Source organism: Aeromonas veronii (assembly GCA_041319085.1).
GTDB classification, from domain to species: domain Bacteria; phylum Pseudomonadota; class Gammaproteobacteria; order Enterobacterales; family Aeromonadaceae; genus Aeromonas; species Aeromonas veronii_F.
The window spans coordinates 2,254,331-2,277,635 of the sequence record CP101033.1; the positions used below are offsets into that span (position 1 = coordinate 2,254,331).

General features: G+C 57.7%; 21 protein-coding genes and 1 pseudogene. 7 read left to right on the forward strand and 15 right to left on the reverse strand.

Going from position 1 to position 23,305, the window contains the following annotated elements:
• Positions 1–5 precede the first annotated feature (5 nt).
• From NMD14_10810 to hypA, 4 genes are all read left to right on the forward strand, one after another.
• A complete protein-coding gene (locus NMD14_10810) occupies positions 6–257 on the forward strand; it encodes a HypC/HybG/HupF family hydrogenase formation chaperone (protein XEI31300.1) in 252 nt (83 codons plus the stop codon).
• Positions 251–1,369, forward strand: coding sequence for a hydrogenase formation protein HypD (gene hypD / locus NMD14_10815; protein XEI31301.1), 1,119 nt, complete (start codon positions 251–253; stop codon positions 1,367–1,369). The genes NMD14_10810 and hypD overlap by 7 nt, the downstream gene beginning before the upstream one ends.
• A complete protein-coding gene (gene hypE, locus NMD14_10820; GenBank protein XEI31302.1) occupies positions 1,366–2,370 on the forward strand; it encodes a hydrogenase expression/formation protein HypE in 1,005 nt (334 codons plus the stop codon). Before hypD ends, hypE begins: the two co-directional genes overlap by 4 nt.
• 84 nt (positions 2,371–2,454) lie before the next feature.
• Positions 2,455–2,796, forward strand: coding sequence for a hydrogenase maturation nickel metallochaperone HypA (hypA, locus tag NMD14_10825; protein XEI31303.1), 342 nt, complete (start codon positions 2,455–2,457; stop codon positions 2,794–2,796).
• Here the strand turns inward: hypA and NMD14_10830 are convergent.
• Positions 2,774–3,160, reverse strand: a complete 387-nt coding sequence (locus tag NMD14_10830; GenBank protein XEI31304.1) for a hypothetical protein — start codon at positions 3,158–3,160, stop codon at positions 2,774–2,776. The two genes, hypA and NMD14_10830, sit on opposite strands and share 23 nt — an antisense overlap.
• Between NMD14_10830 and hypB the strand changes: the two genes are divergently transcribed.
• Entirely contained in the window at positions 3,047–3,907 is an 861-nt protein-coding gene (hypB, locus tag NMD14_10835) for a hydrogenase nickel incorporation protein HypB (protein ID XEI31305.1), read from the forward strand. The genes NMD14_10830 and hypB overlap by 114 nt on opposite strands.
• Before the next feature lie 223 nt (positions 3,908–4,130).
• Here the strand turns inward: hypB and NMD14_10840 are convergent, their stop codons facing one another.
• The 11 genes from NMD14_10840 to hybO all read right to left on the reverse strand — a co-directional run bounded on the left by NMD14_10840 (position 4,131) and on the right by hybO (position 15,290).
• Positions 4,131–4,772 (reverse strand): ATP-binding cassette domain-containing protein, encoded by a 642-nt coding sequence (locus NMD14_10840; protein ID XEI31306.1) that lies wholly within the window; start codon positions 4,770–4,772, stop codon positions 4,131–4,133.
• A 100-nt stretch (positions 4,773–4,872) separates the two neighbouring features.
• On the reverse strand, positions 4,873–5,664 hold the full coding sequence (locus tag NMD14_10845) for an ATP-binding cassette domain-containing protein (protein XEI31307.1): 792 nt from the start codon (positions 5,662–5,664) through the stop codon (positions 4,873–4,875).
• On the reverse strand, positions 5,658–6,473 hold the full coding sequence (locus tag NMD14_10850) for an ABC transporter permease (GenBank protein XEI31308.1): 816 nt from the start codon (positions 6,471–6,473) through the stop codon (positions 5,658–5,660). Before NMD14_10850 ends, NMD14_10845 begins: the two co-directional genes overlap by 7 nt.
• On the reverse strand, positions 6,463–7,473 hold the full coding sequence (locus tag NMD14_10855) for an ABC transporter permease (protein ID XEI31309.1): 1,011 nt from the start codon (positions 7,471–7,473) through the stop codon (positions 6,463–6,465). The genes NMD14_10850 and NMD14_10855 overlap by 11 nt, the downstream gene beginning before the upstream one ends.
• Positions 7,458–9,068 carry an ABC transporter substrate-binding protein gene (locus tag NMD14_10860; protein ID XEI31310.1) on the reverse strand — a complete coding sequence of 537 codons (1,611 nt, stop codon included), beginning with the start codon at positions 9,066–9,068 and terminating at the stop codon, positions 7,458–7,460. The genes NMD14_10855 and NMD14_10860 overlap by 16 nt, the downstream gene beginning before the upstream one ends.
• Positions 9,069–9,200: 132 nt before the next feature.
• Positions 9,201–9,716, reverse strand: coding sequence for a hydrogenase-2 assembly chaperone (hybE, locus tag NMD14_10865; protein XEI31311.1), 516 nt, complete (start codon positions 9,714–9,716; stop codon positions 9,201–9,203).
• Positions 9,698–10,228 (reverse strand): HyaD/HybD family hydrogenase maturation endopeptidase, encoded by a 531-nt coding sequence (locus tag NMD14_10870; protein ID XEI31312.1) that lies wholly within the window; start codon positions 10,226–10,228, stop codon positions 9,698–9,700. Before NMD14_10870 ends, hybE begins: the two co-directional genes overlap by 19 nt.
• Positions 10,228–11,931 carry a hydrogenase 2 large subunit gene (gene hybC / locus NMD14_10875; GenBank protein XEI31313.1) on the reverse strand — a complete coding sequence of 568 codons (1,704 nt, stop codon included), beginning with the start codon at positions 11,929–11,931 and terminating at the stop codon, positions 10,228–10,230. The genes NMD14_10870 and hybC overlap by 1 nt, the downstream gene beginning before the upstream one ends.
• A complete protein-coding gene (hybB, locus tag NMD14_10880) occupies positions 11,928–13,115 on the reverse strand; it encodes a Ni/Fe-hydrogenase cytochrome b subunit (protein XEI31314.1) in 1,188 nt (395 codons plus the stop codon). Before hybB ends, hybC begins: the two co-directional genes overlap by 4 nt.
• Positions 13,108–14,154 carry a hydrogenase 2 operon protein HybA gene (gene hybA / locus NMD14_10885; protein ID XEI31315.1) on the reverse strand — a complete coding sequence of 349 codons (1,047 nt, stop codon included), beginning with the start codon at positions 14,152–14,154 and terminating at the stop codon, positions 13,108–13,110. Before hybA ends, hybB begins: the two co-directional genes overlap by 8 nt.
• Before the next feature lie 2 nt (positions 14,155–14,156).
• A complete protein-coding gene (gene hybO, locus NMD14_10890; protein XEI31316.1) occupies positions 14,157–15,290 on the reverse strand; it encodes a hydrogenase 2 small subunit in 1,134 nt (377 codons plus the stop codon).
• 1,170 nt (positions 15,291–16,460) lie between these two features.
• On the opposite strand from hybO, the gene NMD14_10895 reads away from it, so the two are divergent.
• Positions 16,461–16,784 carry a GGDEF domain-containing protein gene (locus tag NMD14_10895; protein XEI31317.1) on the forward strand — a complete coding sequence of 108 codons (324 nt, stop codon included), beginning with the start codon at positions 16,461–16,463 and terminating at the stop codon, positions 16,782–16,784.
• 194 nt (positions 16,785–16,978) lie between these two features.
• Here NMD14_10895 and NMD14_10900 read toward each other — a convergent pair whose 3' ends face one another.
• Complete coding sequence (locus tag NMD14_10900; protein ID XEI31318.1) at positions 16,979–18,349, reverse strand: leucine-rich repeat-containing serine/threonine-protein kinase; 1,371 nt, start codon at positions 18,347–18,349, stop codon at positions 16,979–16,981.
• 229 nt (positions 18,350–18,578) lie between these two features.
• Positions 18,579–19,598 (reverse strand): hypothetical protein, encoded by a 1,020-nt coding sequence (locus NMD14_10905; GenBank protein XEI31319.1) that lies wholly within the window; start codon positions 19,596–19,598, stop codon positions 18,579–18,581.
• A 71-nt stretch (positions 19,599–19,669) separates the two neighbouring features.
• Between NMD14_10905 and NMD14_10910 the strand changes: the two are divergent.
• Positions 19,670–20,619: pseudogene (locus NMD14_10910) on the forward strand (IS1595 family transposase).
• Here NMD14_10910 and NMD14_10915 read toward each other — a convergent pair.
• Positions 20,528–22,564 carry a KAP family NTPase gene (locus NMD14_10915; GenBank protein XEI31320.1) on the reverse strand — a complete coding sequence of 679 codons (2,037 nt, stop codon included), beginning with the start codon at positions 22,562–22,564 and terminating at the stop codon, positions 20,528–20,530. The pseudogene NMD14_10910 and the gene NMD14_10915 sit on opposite strands and share 92 nt — an antisense overlap.
• Positions 22,565–23,305 lie beyond the last annotated feature (741 nt).

The following is a 23,305-nucleotide window of genomic DNA, read 5'->3' on the forward strand; positions in this document are numbered from 1 at the left end:
AATCCATGTGTCTATCCATCCCCTCTCAGGTAGTGCAGCTGCACCCCGAAGATAACTGCGTCACTGTCGATACCCTGGGGGTGCAGCGACGCGTCAGCTGCATGCTGCTCGAAGAGCCCCTCCAGGTGGGCGACTATGTGCTGCTCCACATCGGCTTTGTGATGAGCAAGATTGACGAAGAGGAGGCGCAGGCCAGCTTGGAGAGCTTCCGCCAGATGGTGGCCCTGATGCCCAACCAGGATATCTTGCCATGCTGACCTTGAATGACCTGTTTCAGGGCTTTCGTCAGCCCGAGGTGATCCGCGCCCTCGCCGCCCAAATTAATGAACTGGCCAAAGATCTGCCCGAGCCGCTGCGGGTCATGGAGGTGTGTGGCGGCCATACCCACACCATCATGAAGTACGGCCTGCAACAGCTGCTGCCGGCCAGCATCGAGTTTGTCCACGGCCCCGGCTGCCCGGTCTGCATCATGCCCAAAGAGCGCATCGATCAAGCCATCGAGCTGGCTAGCCAGCCCAGCGTCATTCTGGTTACCCTGGGGGACATGATCCGGGTGCCGGGCTCCAAGGGCACGCTGGCCCAGCAGCGGGCCAAGGGGAGCGATATCCGCCCGGTCTATGATCCCCTCGATGCCCTGCGCATCGCCCGTGAGAACCCGGAGAAAACCGTGGTCTTCTTTGCCATCGGTTTCGAGACCTCCACCCCCATGACCGCCGCCTTGCTGGCTGCCGCTGAAGAGCAAAGGGCCCTGAACCTGCTGTTTCATATCAACCATGTGCTGGTGCCCCCCGCCATTCATGCGGTGATGGCCGACGGGGTGGCCAAGGTGAACGCTTTTATCGGCCCCTCCCACGTCAGCGTCATCACCGGCGCCGATATCTACCTGCCCATCGTCGAGCGCTATCAGGTGCCGGTGGTGGTGAGCGGCTTCGAGCCGGTGGATGTGATGGAGGCGCTGCTAATGATGGTGCGCCAGAAGGTGGAGGGTCGCTACGCCCTGGAGGTGCAGTACAGCCGCGCCGTCACCGCCAGTGGCAATAAAGCCGCCCAGCGGCTGGTCGAGCGCTTTTTCGAGACCCGCGAGCACTTTCGCTGGCGAGGTCTGGGGGATATCAACGCCTCCGCCCTGCGCCTGCGCGATGCGTTTGCCAAGCGCGATGCGGAGCACCACTTTCAACTTAGTGAGACCCCCATCGATGATCACAAGGCGTGCCAGTGTGCCGATATCCTGCGCGGGCTGGCCAAACCGAACCAGTGCAAAGTCTTTGGCCGGGGCTGCACCCCGACCCAGCCCATGGGCAGTTGCATGGTCAGCTCCGAGGGGGCCTGCAATGCCTACTACCGCTATATGGGGATCCAGGAACGATGAGAGAAATCCAGTTAAGCCACGGTGGCGGTGGCGTCGAGATGAACCAGCTGATCAACCAGCTCTTCTTTCGCCAATTTGGCAACGAGATCCTGCTGCGCGGTGAAGATGCCGCTCTGTTGCCGGTAGAGGGCCCCGTTGCCTTCACCACCGACAGCTTTACCGTCTCGCCACTCTTCTTCGAGGGGGGCGATATCGGCAAGCTGGCCATCGCCGGTACGGTCAATGATCTCGCCATGATGGGGGCCAAGCCCGAGTATCTGAGCTGCAGCTTTATCATCGAGGAGGGCTTCCCCTACGCCGATCTCGCCCGTATCGTCGAATCGATGGCGACAGAGTTGACCAAGAGCGGTGCCCGCATCGTCTGCGGCGACACCAAGGTGGTGCCCAAGGGGGCCGCCGACAAGATCTTTATCAACACCAGCGGGGTCGGCACCTTCCCCCTGCCCGAACAGAGCCGGGGCATCTCGGTGCGCAACCTCAAGGCCGGTGACGCCATTCTGGTGTCGCGGGATATCGGCAGCCACGGCGCCTGCATCCTGATGGCCCGCGACGCCCTGCAGCTGGGATCTGATCTCAAAAGCGACTGCACCACCCTCTGGCCGCAGGTCGAAGCGCTGCTGCAGGCAGGCATTACCCCTCACGCCCTGCGCGATGCCACCCGCGGTGGCCTTGCCGCCGTGCTCAACGAGTGGAGCTCCGCCTCCCAGGTGGCTATCGAGCTGGAGGAGTCCGCCATTCCGGTGTGCGATCCGGTGCGCGGCCTGTGCGAACTCTACGGTTTCGAGCCCCATGATCTCGCCAACGAGGGGACCATGGTACTGGCCCTGCCTGCCGAACAGGCACAGGACGCGCTGAGTATCTTGCGGCAATTCAACCCCGACGCCAGCCAGATCGGCGTGGTGCAGGCGAGCGATCGCCACAAGGTGATCCTCAATAATCCCTGGGGCAGCCGCCGTTATCTGGAGCTGCCGCAAGGAGAACTGCTGCCGCGGATCTGTTGAGCGGCCATGCCGTTCAACCATATGCCGTTTTCCCAATTAGGGGGAGGAGTCACTGCTCCTCCCCATATCGGTTAAGGAGCCACCATGCACGAAATGTCTCTGGCCATGGCCGCCATCGATCTGGCGGCCGAACAGGCCACCCAGCGGGGCTTTACCAAGGTGACCGCCCTCTGGCTCGAGGTCGGCAGCTTCTCCTGCGTCGACCCGGACACCATTGCCTTCTGTTTCGAGGCGGCCGCCAAGGGCACTGCCGTCGAAGGGGCCCAACTGCACTTTCAGCACCAGGCGGCAGAGGCCTGGTGTTACGACTGCAACCAGACTGTCACCCTCACCGAGCGCGGGCAGGCCTGCCCCGAGTGTGGCGGATACAAATTACGAGTCGCGCAGGGGAACAGCCTGCGCATCACCGACATCGAGGTAAGTTGATATGTGTAGCGTATGCGGATGTGGCCAGGCGCGGATCGCCGGCCATCAAGATGATCACGACCATGCTCACCCACACGATCACGACAATGAACACGCTCATGAGCACCACCATGAACATGGCCATCATCATGCTCATGACGCCCATCACCATCATGACCACGAGCAGAGCGCGCCGCGCACCCTGATCATTCATCACCACTATCACCATCAGGGGGATGTCCACCACCACTACCACGGGGTGCGGGCTCCGATGAACCATGATAGTCATGATCACCCCCACAACCATCATCATGATCATGCCCACTCTCATGACCACGGCCATTCCCACGCGCATCCCCATGATCACAGCCATGACCACAGCCATGACCACAGCCATGACCATGACCATGACCATGACCATGACCATCAGCAGGGTGATCTGCACTACGGCAAAGGGGAAGCGGGTTTGTCGGTGCCCGGCATGGGGCAGCGCCAGCTGATCGCCATCGAGATGGATGTGCTGGCCAAGAACAACGCCCTGGCCGCCCACAACCGCGAACACTTCACAGCTGCCGACCAACTGGTGCTGAATCTGGTGTCGAGCCCGGGTTCAGGCAAAACCACTTTGCTGTGTGAAACCCTGCGCCAACTGGCCGACAAGCGCCCCTGCGCGGTGATCGAAGGGGATCAGCAGACCAGCGCCGATGCGGATCGCATCCGCGCCACCGGCGTCCCTGCCGTGCAGATCAACACCGGCAAAGGCTGTCATCTGGACGCCAAGATGGTCCACGACGCCTGCCACCAGCTGCCCACCAATCAAGGGGGCATCCTCTTTATCGAGAACGTAGGCAATCTGGTCTGCCCCGCCAGCTTCGATCTCGGCGAGAAGTACAAGGTAGCGATCCTCTCCGTCACCGAGGGGGAAGAGAAGCCCCTCAAGTACCCGGACATGTTTGCCGCCGCCCAGCTGATGGTGATCAACAAGATTGATCTGCTGCCCTACGTCAGCTTTGACGTGGCCCGCTGCATCGAGAACGCCAAACGGGTCAACCCCTATATCCAGGTGATCCAGGTCAGCGCCACCACGGGTGAAGGGATGGATGCCTGGCTCAACTGGCTGGCCAGTGCCTGAACCAGAACCGGTTAAATGCCGTTACCAACGGCGGATAGCAAAAGAGGGAGGCTGATGCCTCCCTCTCTTTTATCTGCGAATCTTGCCCGCCGTGCTATCTGTCCAAAATGGCCAGCGTTTCATACTCGCCCCCCTCACCCTGGCCCTCTCCCCTGGGAGAGGGAACCATCTGCTCCCTTCTCCCCTCGCGGGAGAAGGGCTGGGGATGAGGGGGAACCAACTCTCAAGCCGCGCTTTCGGCCAGATCCCCAGATTCGGGCAGCATCTCCCCAAAGCGCAGCACCCGGTGGCAGACCTGGCGCAATAATGCCTGCTGGTGACTGAAGACAAGCATGCCGAGCCCGCGCTGCTCGCACTCGTGCATCAGCTCCTGCCAGAGCTGACGCTGAATTTGCGGATCCAGCTGTGCAGTCACCTCGTCGGCAATCAGCAGACGGGTGCGGGGATCGAGCGCCCTCAGCAGGGCGATACGGGCCAGCTCGCCACCGGAGAGCTGACCGGGTTTACGACTGAGCCATTCGGGCTTGACCATAACGCGGGCCAGCATGGCGTCATCGGGGCGCCACACATCCCAGAGCGCCTGGCCGGTGGTGCGATAGGGATTGAAGGTGAGTTCCGGATGCTGGGGCACCAGCTGGATGGGGTTGTAGCCTTTTATCTGCTCAGGCACCGGCTGCCCATCAAGCAGGATCTGCCCACCAGCCCGAACCGGTTGCCAACCGGCCAATACCCGCCCCAGCGTGGTCTTGCCATAACCGCTTGGGGCAGAGAGGCCGAGCCGTTCGCCCGCGTTCACCGTCAGCGACAACCCCTGCCAGAGTGGGCGTTCCCCTTGGGCGATGGTGAGATCCCGTACTTCAAACATCAGGAAACCTCCGGCACAGAGAACAGCGAATTGCACCCCGGCAGCACCTGCCACTGGATATCTGCCGCGCCACACACAGCCTGTCTCAGAGAAGCAATCATCAGGAGATCTCCGACGTAGCAGGAAAGAGCGCATTGAACTCCGGCAATGCCTGCCAATGGGCGCGCAGCATCTCGCTCCCCTGCCCCTGGCGCAGATGGTGGCAGCTCAAGGTATCGCTCACCTGCCCCTGATGGAGCGCCACAATGCGATCGGCAAAGCGGGCAGCCAGCGCCAAATCGTGGGTGACCCAGAGGATACCGCTGCCCTGATTGGCCAGTTCACGCAACTGGTTGAGCAGCAGACAGGCCAGCCCTTCGTCGAGCCAGGCGGTGATCTCGTCCGCCAGAATGTAGCGGGCACCGCCGAGTGCCGCGGTGCAGGCCAAAATGCGCTTGGCCATGCCGCCTGAGAGCTGGCGCGGGTATTTGTCCAGCGTGGTGGCGGGCAGCTGGTAGCGCAGCAGTTGTTCGCCAAGCCGCTCACGGGAACCGTTCTGGCCGCAGAGACGCGCCGCACGGCCCAGCTGGCGCTCCACCGTCAGCAGCGGGTTGAGAGCGCTCACCCCCTGCGGCACATAGCAGAGGGTGTGACCGCGCAGCCCGGCACGACTGGCGTCGCACAGGGGCATGCCATCGAGGGAGATGGCGCCGCGCATCCGCAGATTGTCCGGCAGCAGGGTCAGGGCGCTTTGCAGCAGCAGGCTCTTGCCCTCGCCGCTCCCCCCCACCAGCGCCACGATTTCCCCCGGCGCCAGTTGCAGGCTGATATCGGTCAGCAATGGCTGCCAGCTACGCCGCCCCAGCCAGGAGTAGTGGGCCGCCTCTATGGTCACCTGGTCAAAACTCAGCATGGTTCACTCCGGTGCCACAGCAGCTGCTGCAGGGCGCGGGTAGCCTGATCAAACAGCAATACCAGCAGCAGCAGCATCAGACCGGGGAAGAGGGCCAACCACCAGCCGCCACCAGCCAGATAACGCAAGGCATCGGCCAGCAGCAGGCCAAGGGAGGCCTCGTGGGCCGCCAACCCAAAGCCGAGAAAGCTCAAGGCCGCACTGTGCAGCACCGCATGGGGAAACATCAGCAGGGTGCCGATAAACCACTGGGGCAACAGCCCCGGCAGCAGGTGGGTGCGCCAGCGGCGCAGCGCCCCCATCCCCTGACAGCGGGCCAGCACCACATAGTCGCTGCAAGCTATCCGTCGCGCTTCTGCGCAGAGAATGAGCGCCAGCTTGGGCCAGTGGGTGAGCGCTACCGCCAGGATCACCCCGTGCATGCCGCCCCCTACGGTAAAGCAGATCAGGATCAACAGCAGCATATGGGGTAGCGCCAACATGGCATCGATCACCAGCCGCACCGCCATGTCACATCTGGGATGAACCAACGAGAGACTGGCTGCCACCATGGCCAGCAGCCCGCTGCACAGCGCCGTGCCTAACCCTAACTCCAGACTGGTAAGCGTGCCCTGAAAGGCCCGCAACCAGAGATCCCGTCCCATCTGGTCGGTACCGAACCAGTGCACCAGCGAGGGAGGCAACTGGCGCGCCAGCAGATCCATCGGCACATCCTGAGCCGACAAGCTCCAGCCATAGGCGGCCAGCAGTGCCAGCCCGATCAGGGCCACCCCAAGGCGCACTATGGAGGGCAGCGGATTAAACAGCATGCTCACCCACCCAGCCCCGATTGATGCGCGCCAGCAGCAAACTGGCCACCGTGTTGCCAATAAATACCAGCAAGGTGCAGAACAGCACGATTCCCATCAGCAAGGGGATATCCCCCCGCAACCCCGCATCCACAGTGGCCTGGCCGAGCCCCGGATAGGAGAAGACCTTCTCGGCCAGCAGGGATCCGCCAATCAGCTCCCCGAGTGAGGCAAACTGCAGACAGAGCGCCGGGGTCAGGGCGTGGCGCAGCACATGAAAGCGCAGCATGGGCCAGCCGCCATCCCCCTGGGCGCGGGCGTAGCGGATAAAGTCGCTCTCCAGCACCTCGGCCACCCGCTCCCGGGTATGCAGCGCAATGTTGCCCACCCCGAGCAGGGCAAGCGTGGTCACCGGTAGCAGCAGATGACGCAACCGCATCAGCCAGTCCGCCTCATCGGCAGAGAGACCCGGCGTCCAGGCACAGCAGACCGGCAATAGCGGCCAGTGCACCGCAAACAGAGCGAGCAGCAACAGGCCCACCCAGAAGGTGGGCAGGGAGGCGAGCAGGTAGGCAAAGCGGCAGATAAGGCGATCCGGCCAGCGGTTGAGATAGCGGCCAGCGCAGAGCCCTAGCAAAATCCCAAAAAAGCCGGAGAGTAGCCATGCCCCCGCCAGCAGTAGGAAGGAGGCAGCAAAGCGCTGGCCTATCACCTCACCCACCGGCGCGTTGTAGAGCATGGAGTAACCGAGATCCCCCTGCAGCACCTGGCTAAACCAGTGCCAGTAGCGCAGCCACAGCGGCTGATCCAGCCCCCAGCGGGCGGCAATGCGGGCGTATTGCTCGGGAGGCACATGGAGCAGATCGTTGCCGATATAGGCTTTGATGGGGTCGATGGGGGAGTAACTCAGCAGCACAAAGGTGGCAACAGAGACCAGACATAACAGCCCTGCCAGACGCAGCAGGGCTTTTAGCAACAGATAACCTGAATGACTCAAGGGTGAACTTAACGGCACGTCCACCGCCAATCTTGCAGGTTGTTGAGCAAAGACCAGCTACCGTGGATCTCCGGCGCCCCCTTGCCAAGGTCGATGCAGCGGTTGGCCAGATAGGTGTGCTGCACATTGATCAGCCAGGCCCAGGCGGCATCCCCCTGCACCCCGGCGCCTGTCTTGCCATCCCACTCCACCTGCTGCCAGAAGGGCACGGCCGCCTGCCAGTTCGGGGCATCCAGCGCCTGCTTGAGGTGGCTATCCACTACCGGGTTGCTGTAGTAGCCCGGGTTGTAGAACTCCACTCCACCGGAGCCACTCTGGTAGTGGTGATAGAGCTCCATGGGATCCAGACTCCCCCACCCCATCAGCACCGGATTGGCGTGCATCTCCCGCTCCACCTGCTCCCAGCTGCCGGACTTGAGGCTCACCTCAAGGCCGATAGGTTTGAGCATGGCCCGCACCGCTTCCGCCAGATCCCGACGGGTACTGTCGCTACTGGTGTACCAGAGGGTAAAGGCGGCGCGCAGGTCGCCCTTGTGACGAATGCCGTCACTGCCCCTCTTCCAGCCCGCCTCGTCGAGCAGGGCGTTGGCATGGGCGGCATCACCATCCTTGAAGGCGGTGACTTTGTTTAGCCAAGGCAGGCCTTCTACCGCGCTGTAGGCAGGGATGGCGTGACCTTCCAGCAGCTGATCCGCCAGCAGCTTGCGGTCGATGGCGTAGTTGATGGCGCGGCGCACCGCCACGTCCGAGGTCACGTCGTTGCCGATGGGATAACCCTTGGCATCTTTTTTACCAGCAGGCGGAATGGGGAAGACGATGCCGCGGTTCTCTACACTCGGCCGCACCCACAGCTTGAGGGAAGCAGGCACGGTGGGCGCCAGCGACGGGGCGATACGCACCACATCGAGCTGGCTACTCTGGGCGGCAGCGTAGGCACTCTCTTCATCGATAAAGACAAACACCAGCCGTTTGAAGTCGTTGTTGCCACCGGCGTAATAGGGGTTCGCCTCCACCACCAGCTGCTGACCGGGCAAGAAGCTCACCAGCCGGTAAGGGCCGGCACCGACCGGCTTTTGAGCGTACGCTTTTGCGTCGTAATCCTGCTTCGACACAATCCCCAAGGAGCCCAGCACATTGACAAAGGTGCTCTGGGGGGAGCTTAAGACGATGGCCACCTCGGTGGGCGACACTGCCTCGGCCTTCACGAAGTTGCCCATGTCGATCTTGCCGCCGCCCTGGGCTGCGCTGTTGTAGGTAAAGGCCACATCCTCGGCGGTGAGCGGCGCACCATTGGAGAACTTCAAATCCGGCTTGAGGGTAATGAGCCACCCCTTGCCATCCTTGTTCGGGGTCACCGATTGGGTGAGCACGTTCTGCCAGCTGAGATCGGCGTTTTGTTTAAGCAGCGGGCTGTGCAGCAGCAGGTAGCTACCGTGGCTCCAGCCAAGCAGCGGGTCGAACCCTTCGGTGGGTTCGGCACCGATGGCAAGCTTGAGTTCAACAGGCACCGGTTGGGCGGCGACCAACGCGGCATGGGACGCGGAGCTCAGCAGCAGGGTCAACAGGGCGGCAGCACTGGTGCCACAGTAAAGGCGAAGGGAATTGCGAGAAACAGTCATGGGGATCCTTCTTGCTTGGTAGCACTCACGGGTTCTGACTCAAAAAAACAGGCGGAATGCGTGTTTAGACATGCGAGTGAGGGGCCAAAGTGCCCCCCTATTCTAAACTTAATTTCGCATGAAACCTAGCGACTATGCCGGTTGACCACCCCGGGCACCGAATAGCCGTCTGCGGCCCAGATCCACGCTGCTTGCCCCTTGCTGCACCGGCAAGGAGAGCAGCATCTTGAGGGTGCTGCTCACCAGTGAGCGCCCCTGCTCGGCACCGAGATGGGGATCGAGCGGCGACATCAGGGAGCAGGCCAGCAGCTGTCCCGTCTCGGGCAATTCACCCACCATAAAGGTCATGTTGCCGCAGGGGAGCTGCAGGGCGAGCCGATCGCTGCTGCTGCGCACCGGCCAAAGCTGATCCGGCCCCGGCAGCAGCACCACGCTCAGCATCCAGGGGGTGAGCACGCAGCCGAGCCACTGACCTTCAAACAACGTGCACTCCGCCACGATGGGCATGGTGGCGTGATAAAAGGGCAGCGCCTGCATCTCTTCACGAGCGATCCGCTCATACTGGGCCACCAGCAGCGGCGCGGGATTGCTGGCAAAACCGATGAACTCCTGCACTGCATCAAGCTCGCTTAAATGGGACTGCGCCATAGGCCCTCCTGCTCTTGTTCAGCTTTCTCCTGTTCAGAGAGCGCAATGGCGGGCGCACCAACGGCAGCCAGCAGGGTCAAAATCCGATCCGTCGCCTCCCCCATGGCGGCCGCCACCACAGGGGTGAGGCCGATGCGCGGTTCGAGAGATTCAGGCTCTATGCCGATCAGGGTGAGCCGCTTGGGGGATTCCCCCGTCATGTGCAGCGCCGAGAGCACGTCCGCCAGCCCCAGCTGGTGCGGGGAGATCTTGCGGCCAAACAGGGTCGGGATCTCCTCATCCTTCAGGGTCACCACAGTGCCCGGCGGGTTACCGCTGCGCACTGCATCCGCCAGAATGATGTGGTCGCGACTGGCCATGGCTTCGAGCAGCTCCATGCCAGCGGTACCGCCATCGAGCAGCTCGATGCCGGGGGCGAAACGGTATTCGCGCCCCAGCGCCTCGACGATGCGCACGCCGACGGCCTCGTCACTCAACAGCAGGTTGCCAACGCCCAGGATCAGGGTGTTCATCACAGCACCTTCACCTGAGTCGTTTCGCCATTTTGGGTATCCACCACATGCACCGCGCAGGACATGCAGGGGTCGAATGAGTGGATGGTGCGCACCACCTCCAGCGGTTTGGCGGGGTCGGCCACCGGGGTACCCACCAGCGCCTGCTCGTAGGGGCCGGGCTCGTCATTGAAGTTGCGCGGGCCCGAGTTCCAGGTCGATGGCACCACCGCTTGATAGTTCTCGATCTTGCCGCCCTTGATGACAATCCAGTGGGAGAGCATGCCGCGCGGCGCCTCTTCAAAGCCCACCCCGCGAAACTCCTTGTCCGCCGGGATCTCCGCCTTGATATAGGCGGTGGTATCACCCTTGCCGATGTTGTCTACCAGCGCCTTCCACTGGTGCGCCAGGGTGTCTTTGAGCACGCAGCAGCGCACCGCGCGGCCGATGATGCGGCCCATGGTGGAGTGCAACTGCTCGGTCTTGATGGCCGAACCGGTGAGCGCGTTATAAATGCCGTTCAACTGGTCGAAGTGCGCCACCGTCTCCGGGTGTTTGGCGGCCAGTTTCACCAGCAAGTCTGCGAGCGGCCCCACCTCCACCACCTTGCCGTAGAAGGTGGGGGATTTGACCCAGGAGTATTTGCCGTCATCCTGCCAGCCGGTGTAGTTGGGCTCGGTCTTGCCCTCCCAGGGTTTGAGGGGCTCGTCATCCTTGTACCAGGCGTGCTTGTTGCTCTCGGCGATGCCGTCCATCAACCAGCCATCCTGATGGCTCTCGATGGGGCGATAACCCGCCAGATTGCCATTCTCGATATAGCCGCCCGGCATCAGGAAGCTGCCACCGTTGGCGTCGGTAGGCAGCTCCGGCACGCTCAGGTAGTGCTTGGCCCCCTGCCCCAGATTCAGCCACTCGGGGTAGTGCGCGGCGATGATGGCGGCGTCGACCTTGTAGACCTGCTCGATAAACTCGCCGAGCCGGTCGATAAAGCTCTTCACATAGAGCAGCCGCTCCAGGTTGAGTACGCTCGGTGCATCCAGATTGATGGGGTTAGCCACCCCGCCCACCGCCAGATTCTGAATGTGCGGGGTCTTGCCGCCCAGAATGGCGACGATGCGGTTGGCATCGCGCTGGCACTCCAGCGCTTGCAGGTAATGGGCCACGGCGATCAGGTTCACCTCCGGGCTCAGCTTCATCTCCTTGTGACCCCAGTAGCCGTTGGCGAAGATGCCGAGCTGGCCGCTCGCCACCAGCGCGCGGATCTTGTCCTGCACCTTGGTCAGTTCATCGGCACTGTTGAGGGACCAGGTCGATACCCCCTTGAGCATGTCCGCTGCTTTTTGCGGATTGGCCTCAAGGGCCGCGGTGATGTCCACCCAGTCCAGCGCGGAGAGCTGGTAGAAGTGAACGATGTGATCGTGGATGTTGTGGGCCGCGATGATGAGGTTGCGGATAAACTGGGCGTTGACCGGCACCTTGGCGCCGATGGCGTTCTCCACCGCCCGCACCGAGGCGATGGCGTGAATGGAGGTACATACCCCGCAGATGCGCTGCACTATCATCCAGGCATCGCGCGGGTCGTTGCCCTTGACGATCTCCTCCATCCCGCGCCACATGGTGCCGGACGACCAGGCTTTGGTCACTTTTCCGCCTTCGATTTCGCAGTCGATACGCAGGTGCCCCTCGATACGGGTGATGGGGTCTATGGTGATACGTTGGCTCATACGTTGGCTTTCCCTCGGGCCTGATAATCTTGGTGAACACGTTCAAGTGATGGCAGTACCGGCAACAGCCGGATCAACAGCAAATAGGCACACACCTCGATGGCGACGAAGCCCAGAGAGATCAGCACCTCCTCCGCGGAGGGGAAGTAGTGGTAGCCATTGCCGGGGTTGAAGGCGAGCAGGGAGTAATCCAGTCGCCAGAGGGCGGCACCCAGCAGCATGCTGAGGGCCCCCAGGAACAGCATGCGGGAATCGCGGCGGCTCTTGTCCCAGTGGAACACCAGCAGCGGGAAGATCATCAGCGCAATCTCGCTCCAGAACATGATGGAGTAGCGGTTGAACTCGGAGAGATACTCCGACTTGTCGTGGATGACGATCTCGGCAAAGCGCAGCGCCACAAACAGGATCAGGAAGATGTCGATCACCTGGGTCAGTTTGTAGAACAGCGGCTTCTCGTTGGGGCCACGCCCCGCCAATCCAGCCTGCACCAGCGAACCTTCAAACACCACGATGGAAAAACCCATGATGAAAGCGGTCAGTAAAGAGAAGACCGGCAGCAGCTCATAGCTCTGCCAGAGCGGATGGATCTTCTCCCCCGCCACTATCATCAAAGAGCCCATCGAGGATTGGTGCATGGTGGGCAGCAGGGCTCCCAGCGCCAGAATGAAGAACATGATCTTGTTGAGCCGCGCCATGGAGGTTTTCCAGCCGAACTTCTCCAGCAGCACGGGCGCAAACTCCAGCGCCATCACCCCGATATAGATGGTCATGCAGACCGCCGTCTCGAACAGCACCGAGGAGGTGTTGAAGTGACCGGGCAGGTAGAAGTACGGCAGGTTCCAGTAACGCCCCACGTCGATGGTGATGGAGAGGCCACCGAGCGAATAGCCGAACAGGCTCGCCAGCAGGGCCGGTCGCACTAGCGGGTGATACTCGCCCCGGTTGAACACATAGACCGCCCAGGCCAGCGCCCAGCCGCCACAGGCAAAACCGGTTCCGATCAAGAGATCGAACGAGATCCACAACCCCCAGGGGTAACCCCCGTTCAAGTCGGTGACCGACCCCAACCCGAATACGAGGCGTTTTAAAATCAACATGCCGCACAGCACGGCAAAGGGGGCCAGCACCAGCACCGGCCAGCTGACCAGCTTGCCGCCGAGCGGATACGCCTTGTGATTACTCATGATCCTTGCCTCCCTTTGTGGTGCCCTGATCCTTGATCTGCGCACTCCCCTGATCATGGCCATCATCATGATGGTGATCGTGACCATTCTTGGTGTTGCGGCGGATCAACACCGAGAGGCCGGTCAGCACCACCAGCGGCAGCACCATCCCCTTGTAGAGGGTGTGCTGGATATGCTCGGAGCGCGCACCGGAGGAGAGCTCCGGCAGATCGGGCATATCGAGCTTGGTATAGGGCACCCCGGCCAGCACCAGCACCTGGGTGCCGCCCCCCTCCTTCTCGCCATAGACGTAAGGCTGGTAGTTGGGCACCTCGTGCAGATAGGGGTCGTTGGCGCTGAAGGTCTGGCGCGGATAGGCATATTCACTGCCCGGGCTCGCCAGCAGGCGACGCTTGGCCTCGGCCATCAGCTCCTCGCGGGTGCCGAAGATCACGGCACCGGTGGGACACACCTCGACACAGCCGGGCAATTTGCCCTGATCGATCCGCTCAAGCCCCTTCTGGTTGCAGAGCTCACACTTGTGGATCGCCCCCAAAGGGTTGTCGTAGTCATATTTGGGCACATCGAATGGGCAACCCACCATGCAGTAGCGACAACCGGTGCAGACGCTCGGGTCGTAGTGAACGATGCCGGTCTTGGGATCTTTGGTAAGGGCCTGCACCGGACAGACCGAGACGCAGTTGGGATCGACGCAGTGCATGCACTGCTTCTTGATGTAGGCATAGCCATCCACCAGCTGATCCTTGTGCTCGCCAGTGCCGCTCTTCCACACCTGAATGATGTTGTTGGTGTAGGGGGTCAACTTGTCGTTGGTGGACCAGGTCTGTGCGCCCTCCGGATTGGCCGGGTTGCCATTCAAACGCTGACACTCCGCCACGCAGGCCTGACAGCCGACGCAGAGGGTAGAGTCGTAGAGCATGCCGAGCGCCCCGGGAATGGGCGGCTTGTTCTTGGCCGCCGCCTGTGCGGTGCCGGGTACGGCTGTGCCCGCCGCCAGCGCACCGACGGAGGCGAATTTGAGGAAGTTTCGTCTGTTCACGGTTACTCCTCCCGTGATGGGTGCTGCCCGGCTTCGTGACGCTTCTGCTGGCGACCGAGTTCACGCACCGTCATCAGACTCACCCCCACCAGCACCCCGAGGGCGCCACCGATAAGGCCGGTCGCGGTGGGCGAGGTATAGCCCCCCTCCTGGATCTTCACATCGGGTTTATCCACCCGCGGAGTCGGGTTCTCTACCTTGGCAAGCTGGAAGATCCCCTTGCTGAAGCCAACACCCTGCTCGTTGCAGCCATAGCAAGGGTGGCCAATGCCGACCGGCCAGATGCCGCCGCCCACATCGCAGAACTCCAGGGTCGAGCAGTTGCCATAGGTTTCCGGCCCCTTGCAGCCCAGATGGTAGAGGCACCAGCCCTGACGGTGCCCCTCGTCGCCAAACTCCTTGGCAAAACGGCCAGCATCGAAATGCGGACGACGCTCGCAGTTCTCATGGATCAGCCGCTCATAGGCAAACAGCGGGCGCTTCTTGCTATCCAGCGCTGGCAGCTTGCCGTAGGTGATGTAGTAGGCAACCGTGGTGAGGAAGTTGTGGGGGTTGGGCGGGCAACCCGGGATATTGATGATCGGGGTGCCGATATTGCCCAGCGCTTCTTCCAGACTGACAGCGCCGGTCGGGTTACCACCGCTGGCGGGCACACCGCCCCAGGCGGAGCAGGAGCCGATGGCGATGACCGCAGCCGCATCGGCGGCGGCACGGCGAATGTGGTCAACGATGGGCTCACCGGCCACCATGCAGTAGACGCCACCATCTTTGAGCGGAATGGAGCCATCCACCACCAGCACGTACTTGCCTTTATAACGCTTGATGGCGTTGTGCTTGTTCTCTTCCGCCTGATGACCAAACGCCGCCGAGAGCACCTCGTGGTACTCCAGCGAGATGGTATTGAGGATCAGATTTTCGATGGTGGGGTGCGTGGCCCGCAGCAGCGATTCGGTACAACCAGTGCACTCCTGTGCCCCAATCCAGATCACCGGCGGCCGTTCTGGGCTAGTGAGCGCAGTGGCCATCTTGGCGACGGCATGCTGACTTAATCCCAAGGTTGCGGCCATCCCGGCACACAATTTCATAAAATCACGGCGATTAATCCCATGAGCCGATAAAAAATTATCCTCGACCATTCTACTTATTCCCGTAGTGAGCACTTGTTTGATAAATGCTTAATAGCGGAAATGCTAAGGACTCACCCACCCTGCAGTATTGATCTCTATCAATTCCGACCGGCTTATCCCTATTTTCATCGCGAGCCACATCAAAAATGAAATTAATTACCCCCAAGGGGATATTTAGCAGCCCCATAAATTTTATGAACTTAATTGGACATTAAATAATTAATCACCGCATATCCTCTCTTTCACTGTGAGCCAAATTAACATGAATGAAATCTTGGCTATACCGCTCATTTCACAATACTGATGCCCACCAATAAATGATCCATTGAATATATCTTTACTCATTCCATTGCATATTCCATACAGTCATCCACGGGACAACCTCCTGACTTGTCTCCCCACACCAGCACGGCCTGCACGGCCTGCACGGCACGATTTACCTGCATGTCGCTTGATGTCTGCTTGCATCTTGCCTGCGCTGCAGGACGATGATTGCTCCTGCCAGCCCACACAGTACAACCCCGCTTGGCCTCCCTGACGTTTAACACAGCTTAATAAAAAGATGCCGCCGAGGTATGCATATCAGTATGACCTCCCCCACTCTTTATTGTCTTGGATGCTGGTAAGTAAAATATCGCATTCACGGATATGTTTACGCATCATCGTGAATCTGCATTCAAATTAATGGTGAGAAGGTTGAAGGCTGCCTGCAACATAATGATCATATTTAACTCGCGGTGCAGTCGCTCACCCCGTTACAAATGTTACCACCCGCCTTCACTCTATTTACCTTAACGTCACCCTACGTAATTAACCAGAGCGAAAATATCCATCTATCGAAATCAGAACCTATCCTGTCTCGGCAAACTGCCAGACTGGTGCTGATGTTTCGACACGAAGCCATAGAGTGGAAAATTGCTCACGGCAGCATCTCCATCCCTTACGGTCTGGCTCGCGAGAACGAAATCTATCCGATGACCAATCTGGAGGGGCACCAGCATGAGCTGGCGCTGATTATCGAGCTCAGAACCAAGGAGCTGGCGGAAGCGAACCGGAAACTGGAAGCGCTCAGCAATACCGACGGGCTCACCAACATCGGCAACCGCCGTCTGTTCGACAACTCATTGCACCAGGCCTGGGAGCGCTGTATTCAGACAGAGATGCCGATTTGCGCTCATCATGCTCGACATCGATCATTTCAAGCAGTTCAACGACCTCTATGGCCACGTTGCCGGTGACGAGTGCCTTCGATTGCTGGCCCATACCCTGGCGCAATCAGGGCGCCGCTCGGGGGAGTGGGTAGCCCGCTACGGGGGAGAGGAATTTGTCATCCTGCTGCCACATGTCGAGCGTCAATCCGCCTATGAGATTGCCCAACATATCCAGCGGCTGATTTTTGCACTCGCGCAGCCACACGCACAAAATGCCACCGGTCTGGTGACCGTTAGCATGGGGGTTGCCTGCCTCAGACCATCGAGTCACCGGCAGGCATTACCACGCTAACGATTGGAAAAAGAAAAGACGCCCTCGGGCGTCTTTCTTATTAGTGGGTTTGGAGCCAACCGGTTGGACGCTCTACCCCCCTCCTAAATAACTGATCCCAATAGTGCTACATCTTCGCAGTGCCATAGCCATTCCCGGGGAAAGGAGACACTGTATTCATGAAGTGTTTCACTCGAGCCAGCAGGTTTGAAAGATCACGACAGCGTGGCACGAGCGGCCGCCAGCTGACGCTCGATATAAGCAAAATCGGGACGATCGGCAGGGAGTTCCGAGAGGCAGGCCGCTTTGAGCTGATGCAATCCATCAAGCGGTGAGCCTTGCGTATCGCAATGGGCCAACAGCTCCTCCAGCAAGCAACCAAAGGCGCGCACTTCCAGTCGCTCAAGGCCCACGGCCCGCTCGCGGTCGCTGCGGTTATACAAGGAAGCTGCACCAAAATCCCCCAGCAAGGCGCGAGCCGGCACGTCAGACCCCCGGACAAACAGAATATTGTGGCCGTAGAGATCCCCGTGCATGATGCCCGCACGGTGCAGATGGCCCGCCACCGAGGTGATGCCATGGGCCATCGCCAGCGCATCCGGCACACTCAGATGCAGCCCCTCGGGATAGATATCCCGGGTGCAGGAGTCCAGGCTCGGCGGCCCGGCCAGATTGGCAAAGGCCGGGTCGATCAGCTCCATCACCAGCGCCGGAATGCCGGAGGGGTGATCCGCCACCTTGCCCATCACCTTGATAAGGTTGGGATGGATGCCCGCCGCCAGCGATGCCGCCATCTCGCAGCGGGGCAGCCCGTCGCTGGTCACCGCCCCCTTGAACAGCTTGACCGCCACCTGACTGGCATCGGCTCTGCCGTTCGCCTGAGTCACTTCATCAGCAGGATTACCCACAAGGGTGGCGCGATGGATAACGCCAGATGCCCCCTGCCCCAGCAGCTCGCCCAGCGCCAGCGTCTCCCAGGCAAGGGGCGCGACATGGGCATCATCGATGGCCCGCACCTCCTCCCCTTCACTAAAGGGGTTGCCGGAGTAGGCAAGCCATGAAAGGCGCGGCAGCGAGAGCAGCCACTCGGGGAAGCGTTCCATGCGGTTGGCGGCGATGCGAAGCAGCTCAAGACGGCGGCAGTTGGTAAGGCTCGTCGGCAGCTCGCGCAGGCGGTTACCCGCCAGCATCAGCTTTTGCAGAGCGTCGCACTGGCCCAGCTGATCGGGCAACTGTTCCACCGCGTTGTCGGTCAGGATCAGCCAGCGCAATCCCGCAGGCAGCGCCTTGGCCGAGACGGTAGCAATCCGGTTGGCCTTAAAGCCCACCATGGTGAGTGCCGGACAGCGCCCCAACACCTCGGGCAGCTCGGTAAAGCGGTTCTCGGAGCAGAAGATAATGCGCAATTTGCCAAAACCGGCCAGCTCGTCGGGGAGCGCGCTCAGCTGGTTGCCGGTGAGATCCAGCACCTCCAGCGTCTCTTTCAGGCTCAAAATCTCGTGGGGGAAAACCGCGAGGTTTTCACAGAGCTTCAGATGGCGGGCACCGCACAGTTCACCCGCGCGCAGCTGTTCCAGAGTATGCATAACCGTTTCTCAATCCTGATGATCTGCCTGATGGCGTAGCCAGCCATCAGCGCGCGCCGAACCTGCATCCGGCTGTTTTAAAGGGGGGCATTATAAAGAATTCGGGGCGCAGATCGCCCCTTTTGTTGCTTTGCCGAGGCATGACACTCAGCAAAGCCACCCCAGCGGATTGACGAAACAGGTAGGGTGTAATTTCATTGCCCCCTACGGTACTGTAACGAGTAATCAATCATGACGTAGAACATTCAGCCGCCAGTTCATCAAGCACTGCGAATACTCCATCAAGATCATCACGATAGAAGGCTGTATAATTTGATGTAAAAACACATCTCTCGCTAGTATTTAACTTAAGTCCTCGGATCAGCTCGCGATTTTTAACCCAATAATTCCCCATCGCTATTGGATCTAAACCACCTGAAATTGTTTCTCTGGTTGCAATATAGCCATCGTCATCCCTACCCAAGAAAAAAGTACTGCTTAGGTGTGACAAACAGTGATCAAGGAATAATAATATATTTCTTTCATCGTTATCAGGATTGAAGCATATATCAAATACGTAGTTGTTCACTAACCGAGCTATTCCACCATTATCCCCACTCCCGCTCTCATCATAATACCCACAACCTACGCCTGAACCATCAGGAGGATTTGAGTTACTAAGTTGATATATAACGAATATTTTTACGACATTACGTGTAATAGCAACTCTTCGGGCGAGTGAGTTCTCTTCTGCTAATGTTGGGTCTTGTAATGCCTCTTCTATAAATTTATAGTAAGCCGAACCAAGATAAACATCCACTGGCACATCATTGACTTCTGAAAAGAAGTTTTTCTGTTGATCGATATAAGTCTGCTTGAAGAGAAAGAAGACCTCCTGTGATAATTTTCTCATTTCCATCAAAGCAAGATCTCTTACAAGCCCTGATGTAGGTGCATTATTATCTTGATGAACAATAAGTGCTTTTTGCAAATTATATAATTGGCCACCACGATCAGATGAGCACTCTAGCCTAAATATCATAAGGTCATACCAACCAAGAGCACCACGTTCAGAACTTATAAGCTTCCGCAGTATGCCATTACCTTGATAGCTATTTTCTCCAAATAATCGCCACGCAATCTCTATGACATTTTCAGAAGTATTTGATAGCCGCCGTCCAGACCCACTGCCCCAACCGACACTATCTAGCAATCGCAATAAAGAGTAAATTGAACGCTGACGCAAGCCCTGATCATTATTATTGAACATCCTGATTACCCATGATCAGCAGTCACCACGAACTATACTGATCTTACGTACAGTTACTGAGGTGCGAGATCATGGCCAAAAGCAAAGTCCAATTCCAGAAAGGCTACAGCCTGTTTGAGTTTTTCAAGGATTATGGCACTGAAACGCAGTGCGAAAACGCGCTGCTCGCTTGGCGTTTTCCACACGGTTTCGTCTGTCCTGAGTGCGCCAACAAGACCTGTTGTCGCCTGAAAAGTCGGCCACGCGTGCTGCAATGCAATCACTGCCGTCACCAGATGTCATTGACTGGTAACACTATTTTCGCAAACACCAGCTCCCTCTGACCAAGTGGTTTCTGGCAATGCACCTGTTATTGCAGACCAAAACAGGCTTGTCAGCGATGGAGCTAAAGCGCCAGTTGGGCGTCAAATATGACACCGCCTGGATGCTCAAGCACAAGCTGCTGCAAGCCATGAAAGAGTCCGATGACAAGCAGCCCATCAGCGGCATCATTCAGCTCGATGATGTCTACTGGGGTGGCGAGCGCCGTGGTGGCAAACGGGGTCGGGGCGCGGCAGGCAAGACGCCATTTGTGGCAGCAGTGGCCCTGAATAAGGAAGGGCATCCAATCAAGATGCGGATGACGGTGGTCGATGGTTTCAAAACCAAGTCCATTGCGGATTGGGCAAAACGGCATGTTGCCAGTGGTAGCGCGGTGATATCCGATGGATTGGCCTGTTTCAAAGCGGTCAAAGAGGCCAATTGTGAGCACCTGGGTGTTGTCACCGGGGGCAACCTTGATTTGCTGGATCATCCGGCATTCAACTGGGTAAACACGATGATAGGGAATGTGAAGAACTCGCTGCGGGGCAGTTGCCATACGCTCGGAGCGAAGCATTTACCGAGACATCTTGCTGAATACTGCTTCCGGTTTAATCATCGTTTTGACCTCAAGAGCATGTTGGTTGAATTGGGGCATGCAGTCGTGGCCAGCCCTCCGATGCCATATCGACTCTTGAAGCTGGCTGAGGATCATGGGTAATCAGGTTGAACATTGAGTAATGTGGTATGTACGCAATAAGCGTACTTATCGCATCTGCTGCCTGCGTGTTTGTGAGTTCATGAGATTGGTTGACTAAAACACGCCAAAATTGATCATGAGAATATTCTCCATTGGTCAACTCAAAATCCGGTAGTGTTAGTATTGACGTAATCAACGAACCATTTTTAACCCGTGCAACTGCTTTTTGGTAAAGAATAAATGTCTGTTGTGGTTCGGGTGTTGCAAACCGAACAATGAGTTTTAGATATGCCTCTAAATTTCTAAAGCCACTACTATTAAAACATGCTCTGGTTCGGCGTTCAGCTTCATCGATATCACTGCTAAAACCAATGTCCACATTACTCACATCAAATAACTGCGATAATAAAAATCGAGCAGACCTTGGCAAGGTCTCTTTCAATTCTGAAAAAGCACTTGAATTTATAAAGCCTTTGTTTTTGGGATCTTGCTGAACTGAAAATGAGCCACTTCTACCTTCAGTCTCTTCTACATAAATACGTCTAAACAAACCAGGATAATTAAGGTGTAACAATATAAGATTGATAAGATCCTTGTTATTGAAATCTGTTCTCCCCAAGTCTGTTTTCTCAATTTGAATTAAGATCATTGCATTAACGAATCGTTTTAACTTTCGTAAATTGCCAACCAAAGGCATATAGTCAGAAGCGAGAACACCATCAAAAATATCTGCAAGCTCATTAAGAATGGTGCCGAGCTTGAACATGGTATCAGAAGGAACGAGGCTAAGCTGTTCATTACTATCTTGCCAATTTCGCCGCAAAAAATTACTGAGACTAGAGCTATCTACGAACAGGCTTAACTTTACCGTTACAAACTTTTCTAAAAACTCGCGAGCTCTTTCACCTTCTTCATTATTCCCAGTAAGCACTTCGGTGTCATAGCAAAGAACATATGTTGCCTGAGACAGCTTGAAAGTTCTCCTCGTTGCAAATAAAACACTGTTTATTGTTTTCGCGTCCAGACGGTCTAGATCATCAATTACAATAATTACACGCCGATGGATACGGCGCAAAACCTCATCAATACCATCGAGAAGTTCATCGATCGTTTCCTGAGAAGGCTCTAGCGAAAGCTTGAACCCCAAGAATGAAACGTCTGCTTTTCCTTTGATGAGACGGGAATATCTCGAAGCGGCGGGCCTAAATTCTGGCGCAAATACCTTGTCTTGAATCACCGCAGATAAATCGCGAATTAGGCGATCAGCAAGGTCAGGTTCGGATGCATAACGTATCGGTTCGAATCGACAAACAAGAACTTTGTCAGCAGCATCTTCCCAATAACGCTCAACCAGATTAATAAAACTTGTTTTACCTACACCCCATGGACCATCAACCCCAAAGATCAACCCAGGATGAGAGTCAGATGCAAGCACAGTCTCAGCAAACGACTTAGCCTGAAGTTCGTTTGTCAGAAGATCGTCCATTTTATCATCAATTTCTTCATCTGCTATGAAATAGAGCTGTGAAGTCTGTTTTTTAGAACGTGTTCTACTTTGCAAAATTGGTGATAGAAACATAACACAGAAAAAAATGAGAATAGCAGGAGCCCAATGTGGATCAGCAGATTTAAACGCTGCATGTAGCTTTTCAAGCCAAGGTGAGGCTAATATGCTTGACCAAGCGCCAATAACTACACCTGCAAGTAAATCAATACGATAACTACGAACTATACGCATAACTGCCAAGTGAGCATTTCGCTTGACAGCGTAAAGCAGACAAATACCTAAACCAGTTATTATTCCAATTGCCTTTAGGTATAGAGAAACGTCAACAATTTGCAGTGCAAAGCTAGTTCCCAAGAGGAAAAAGAGACGTGCGAATTCAGCTCCAACAAAGCCAATAAAGAGCATCCTCGCGAAAACTAATAACTCGGGCATCTTCATCGCTGAAGGTTTACTCGCCATCGACTTCTCCTTTCTATATGACTTGCAGTTTTAGGAAAGACACTTTAACACACGAACAATTGGAAAAAGAAAAGACACCCTAAGGCGTCTTTCTTTTATCTGGAGTCTGGAGCCAACCGGTTAGGAGATCTCCCCCTCCCCGCCTGCCCCACCACCCAATCAGATCGGGGTAATGGAGGTGATATGGGCATCCCCGTCCAGTGATTTGAAGATCTGCACCACGGCTTCGCCATGGATCGGTTTGGCAAGCGGCACAGTGCTCTTGCACTTGAAGCGGTAGTGGGTGCCAGCCACCACCTGGGTGGAGACTTCAAAGGGTATGTATTGCCCCCCGACAAATCCTTTCAGCGCCTGATCCTCGACGGTCAGCTTGTGATATGGGTCTATCCACCCACCAACACGGCTTGTTCTGACATAGCAAACTCTCCGTGCTCTATGGTCCCGACTCGTTTGGCCGATCGGGCTGCGCCCCGTTGATTCAAGTGGTTTCCGGTCTCCACCGGGGTGTCGTCACTGCCGGTTGGCGCGATAACGATGGGCAAATTTGCGCAGCTATCTGCAACTGGACCAGCCCTCCCCCCAGCCACAAGCCGCTGTTGACTGCGGGCTCAATTGGCATGAGGGAGCCTAGTGCGGGATGGCAAAAATGCCCCTGTCACATATAACAGGGGCAAGGTGGCAAAAAAGCGGATCGAAAAAAGAAGATGTGTGGCGCAAACGATTGAAAAAAGAAAAGACGCC

Excerpts from the sequence above, each read along its gene's own strand:
- NMD14_10895 (XEI31317.1), top strand. The coding sequence starts at position 16,461 with ATGCTCGACATCGATCATTTCAAGCAGTTCAACGACCTCTATGGCCAC.
- NMD14_10905 (XEI31319.1), bottom strand. The coding sequence starts at position 19,598 with ATGTTCAATAATAATGATCAGGGCTTGCGTCAGCGTTCAATTTACTCT.
- NMD14_10900 (XEI31318.1), bottom strand. The coding sequence starts at position 18,349 with ATGCATACTCTGGAACAGCTGCGCGCGGGTGAACTGTGCGGTGCCCGC.
- hybB (XEI31314.1), bottom strand. The coding sequence starts at position 13,115 with ATGAGTAATCACAAGGCGTATCCGCTCGGCGGCAAGCTGGTCAGCTGG.
- NMD14_10860 (XEI31310.1), bottom strand. The coding sequence starts at position 9,068 with ATGACTGTTTCTCGCAATTCCCTTCGCCTTTACTGTGGCACCAGTGCT.
- NMD14_10850 (XEI31308.1), bottom strand. The coding sequence starts at position 6,473 with ATGCTGTTTAATCCGCTGCCCTCCATAGTGCGCCTTGGGGTGGCCCTG.
- hybO (XEI31316.1), bottom strand. The coding sequence starts at position 15,290 with ATGGTCGAGGATAATTTTTTATCGGCTCATGGGATTAATCGCCGTGAT.
- hypB (XEI31305.1), top strand. The coding sequence starts at position 3,047 with ATGAACCATGATAGTCATGATCACCCCCACAACCATCATCATGATCAT.
- NMD14_10840 (XEI31306.1), bottom strand. The coding sequence starts at position 4,772 with ATGTTTGAAGTACGGGATCTCACCATCGCCCAAGGGGAACGCCCACTC.
- hybE (XEI31311.1), bottom strand. The coding sequence starts at position 9,716 with ATGGCGCAGTCCCATTTAAGCGAGCTTGATGCAGTGCAGGAGTTCATC.
- NMD14_10845 (XEI31307.1), bottom strand. The coding sequence starts at position 5,664 with ATGCTGAGTTTTGACCAGGTGACCATAGAGGCGGCCCACTACTCCTGG.
- hypD (XEI31301.1), top strand. The coding sequence starts at position 251 with ATGCTGACCTTGAATGACCTGTTTCAGGGCTTTCGTCAGCCCGAGGTG.
- NMD14_10810 (XEI31300.1), top strand. The coding sequence starts at position 6 with ATGTGTCTATCCATCCCCTCTCAGGTAGTGCAGCTGCACCCCGAAGAT.
- NMD14_10830 (XEI31304.1), bottom strand. The coding sequence starts at position 3,160 with ATGGCTGTGGTCATGGCTGTGATCATGGGGATGCGCGTGGGAATGGCC.
- hypE (XEI31302.1), top strand. The coding sequence starts at position 1,366 with ATGAGAGAAATCCAGTTAAGCCACGGTGGCGGTGGCGTCGAGATGAAC.
- hypA (XEI31303.1), top strand. The coding sequence starts at position 2,455 with ATGCACGAAATGTCTCTGGCCATGGCCGCCATCGATCTGGCGGCCGAA.
- hybC (XEI31313.1), bottom strand. The coding sequence starts at position 11,931 with ATGAGCCAACGTATCACCATAGACCCCATCACCCGTATCGAGGGGCAC.
- NMD14_10870 (XEI31312.1), bottom strand. The coding sequence starts at position 10,228 with ATGAACACCCTGATCCTGGGCGTTGGCAACCTGCTGTTGAGTGACGAG.
- NMD14_10915 (XEI31320.1), bottom strand. The coding sequence starts at position 22,564 with ATGGCGAGTAAACCTTCAGCGATGAAGATGCCCGAGTTATTAGTTTTC.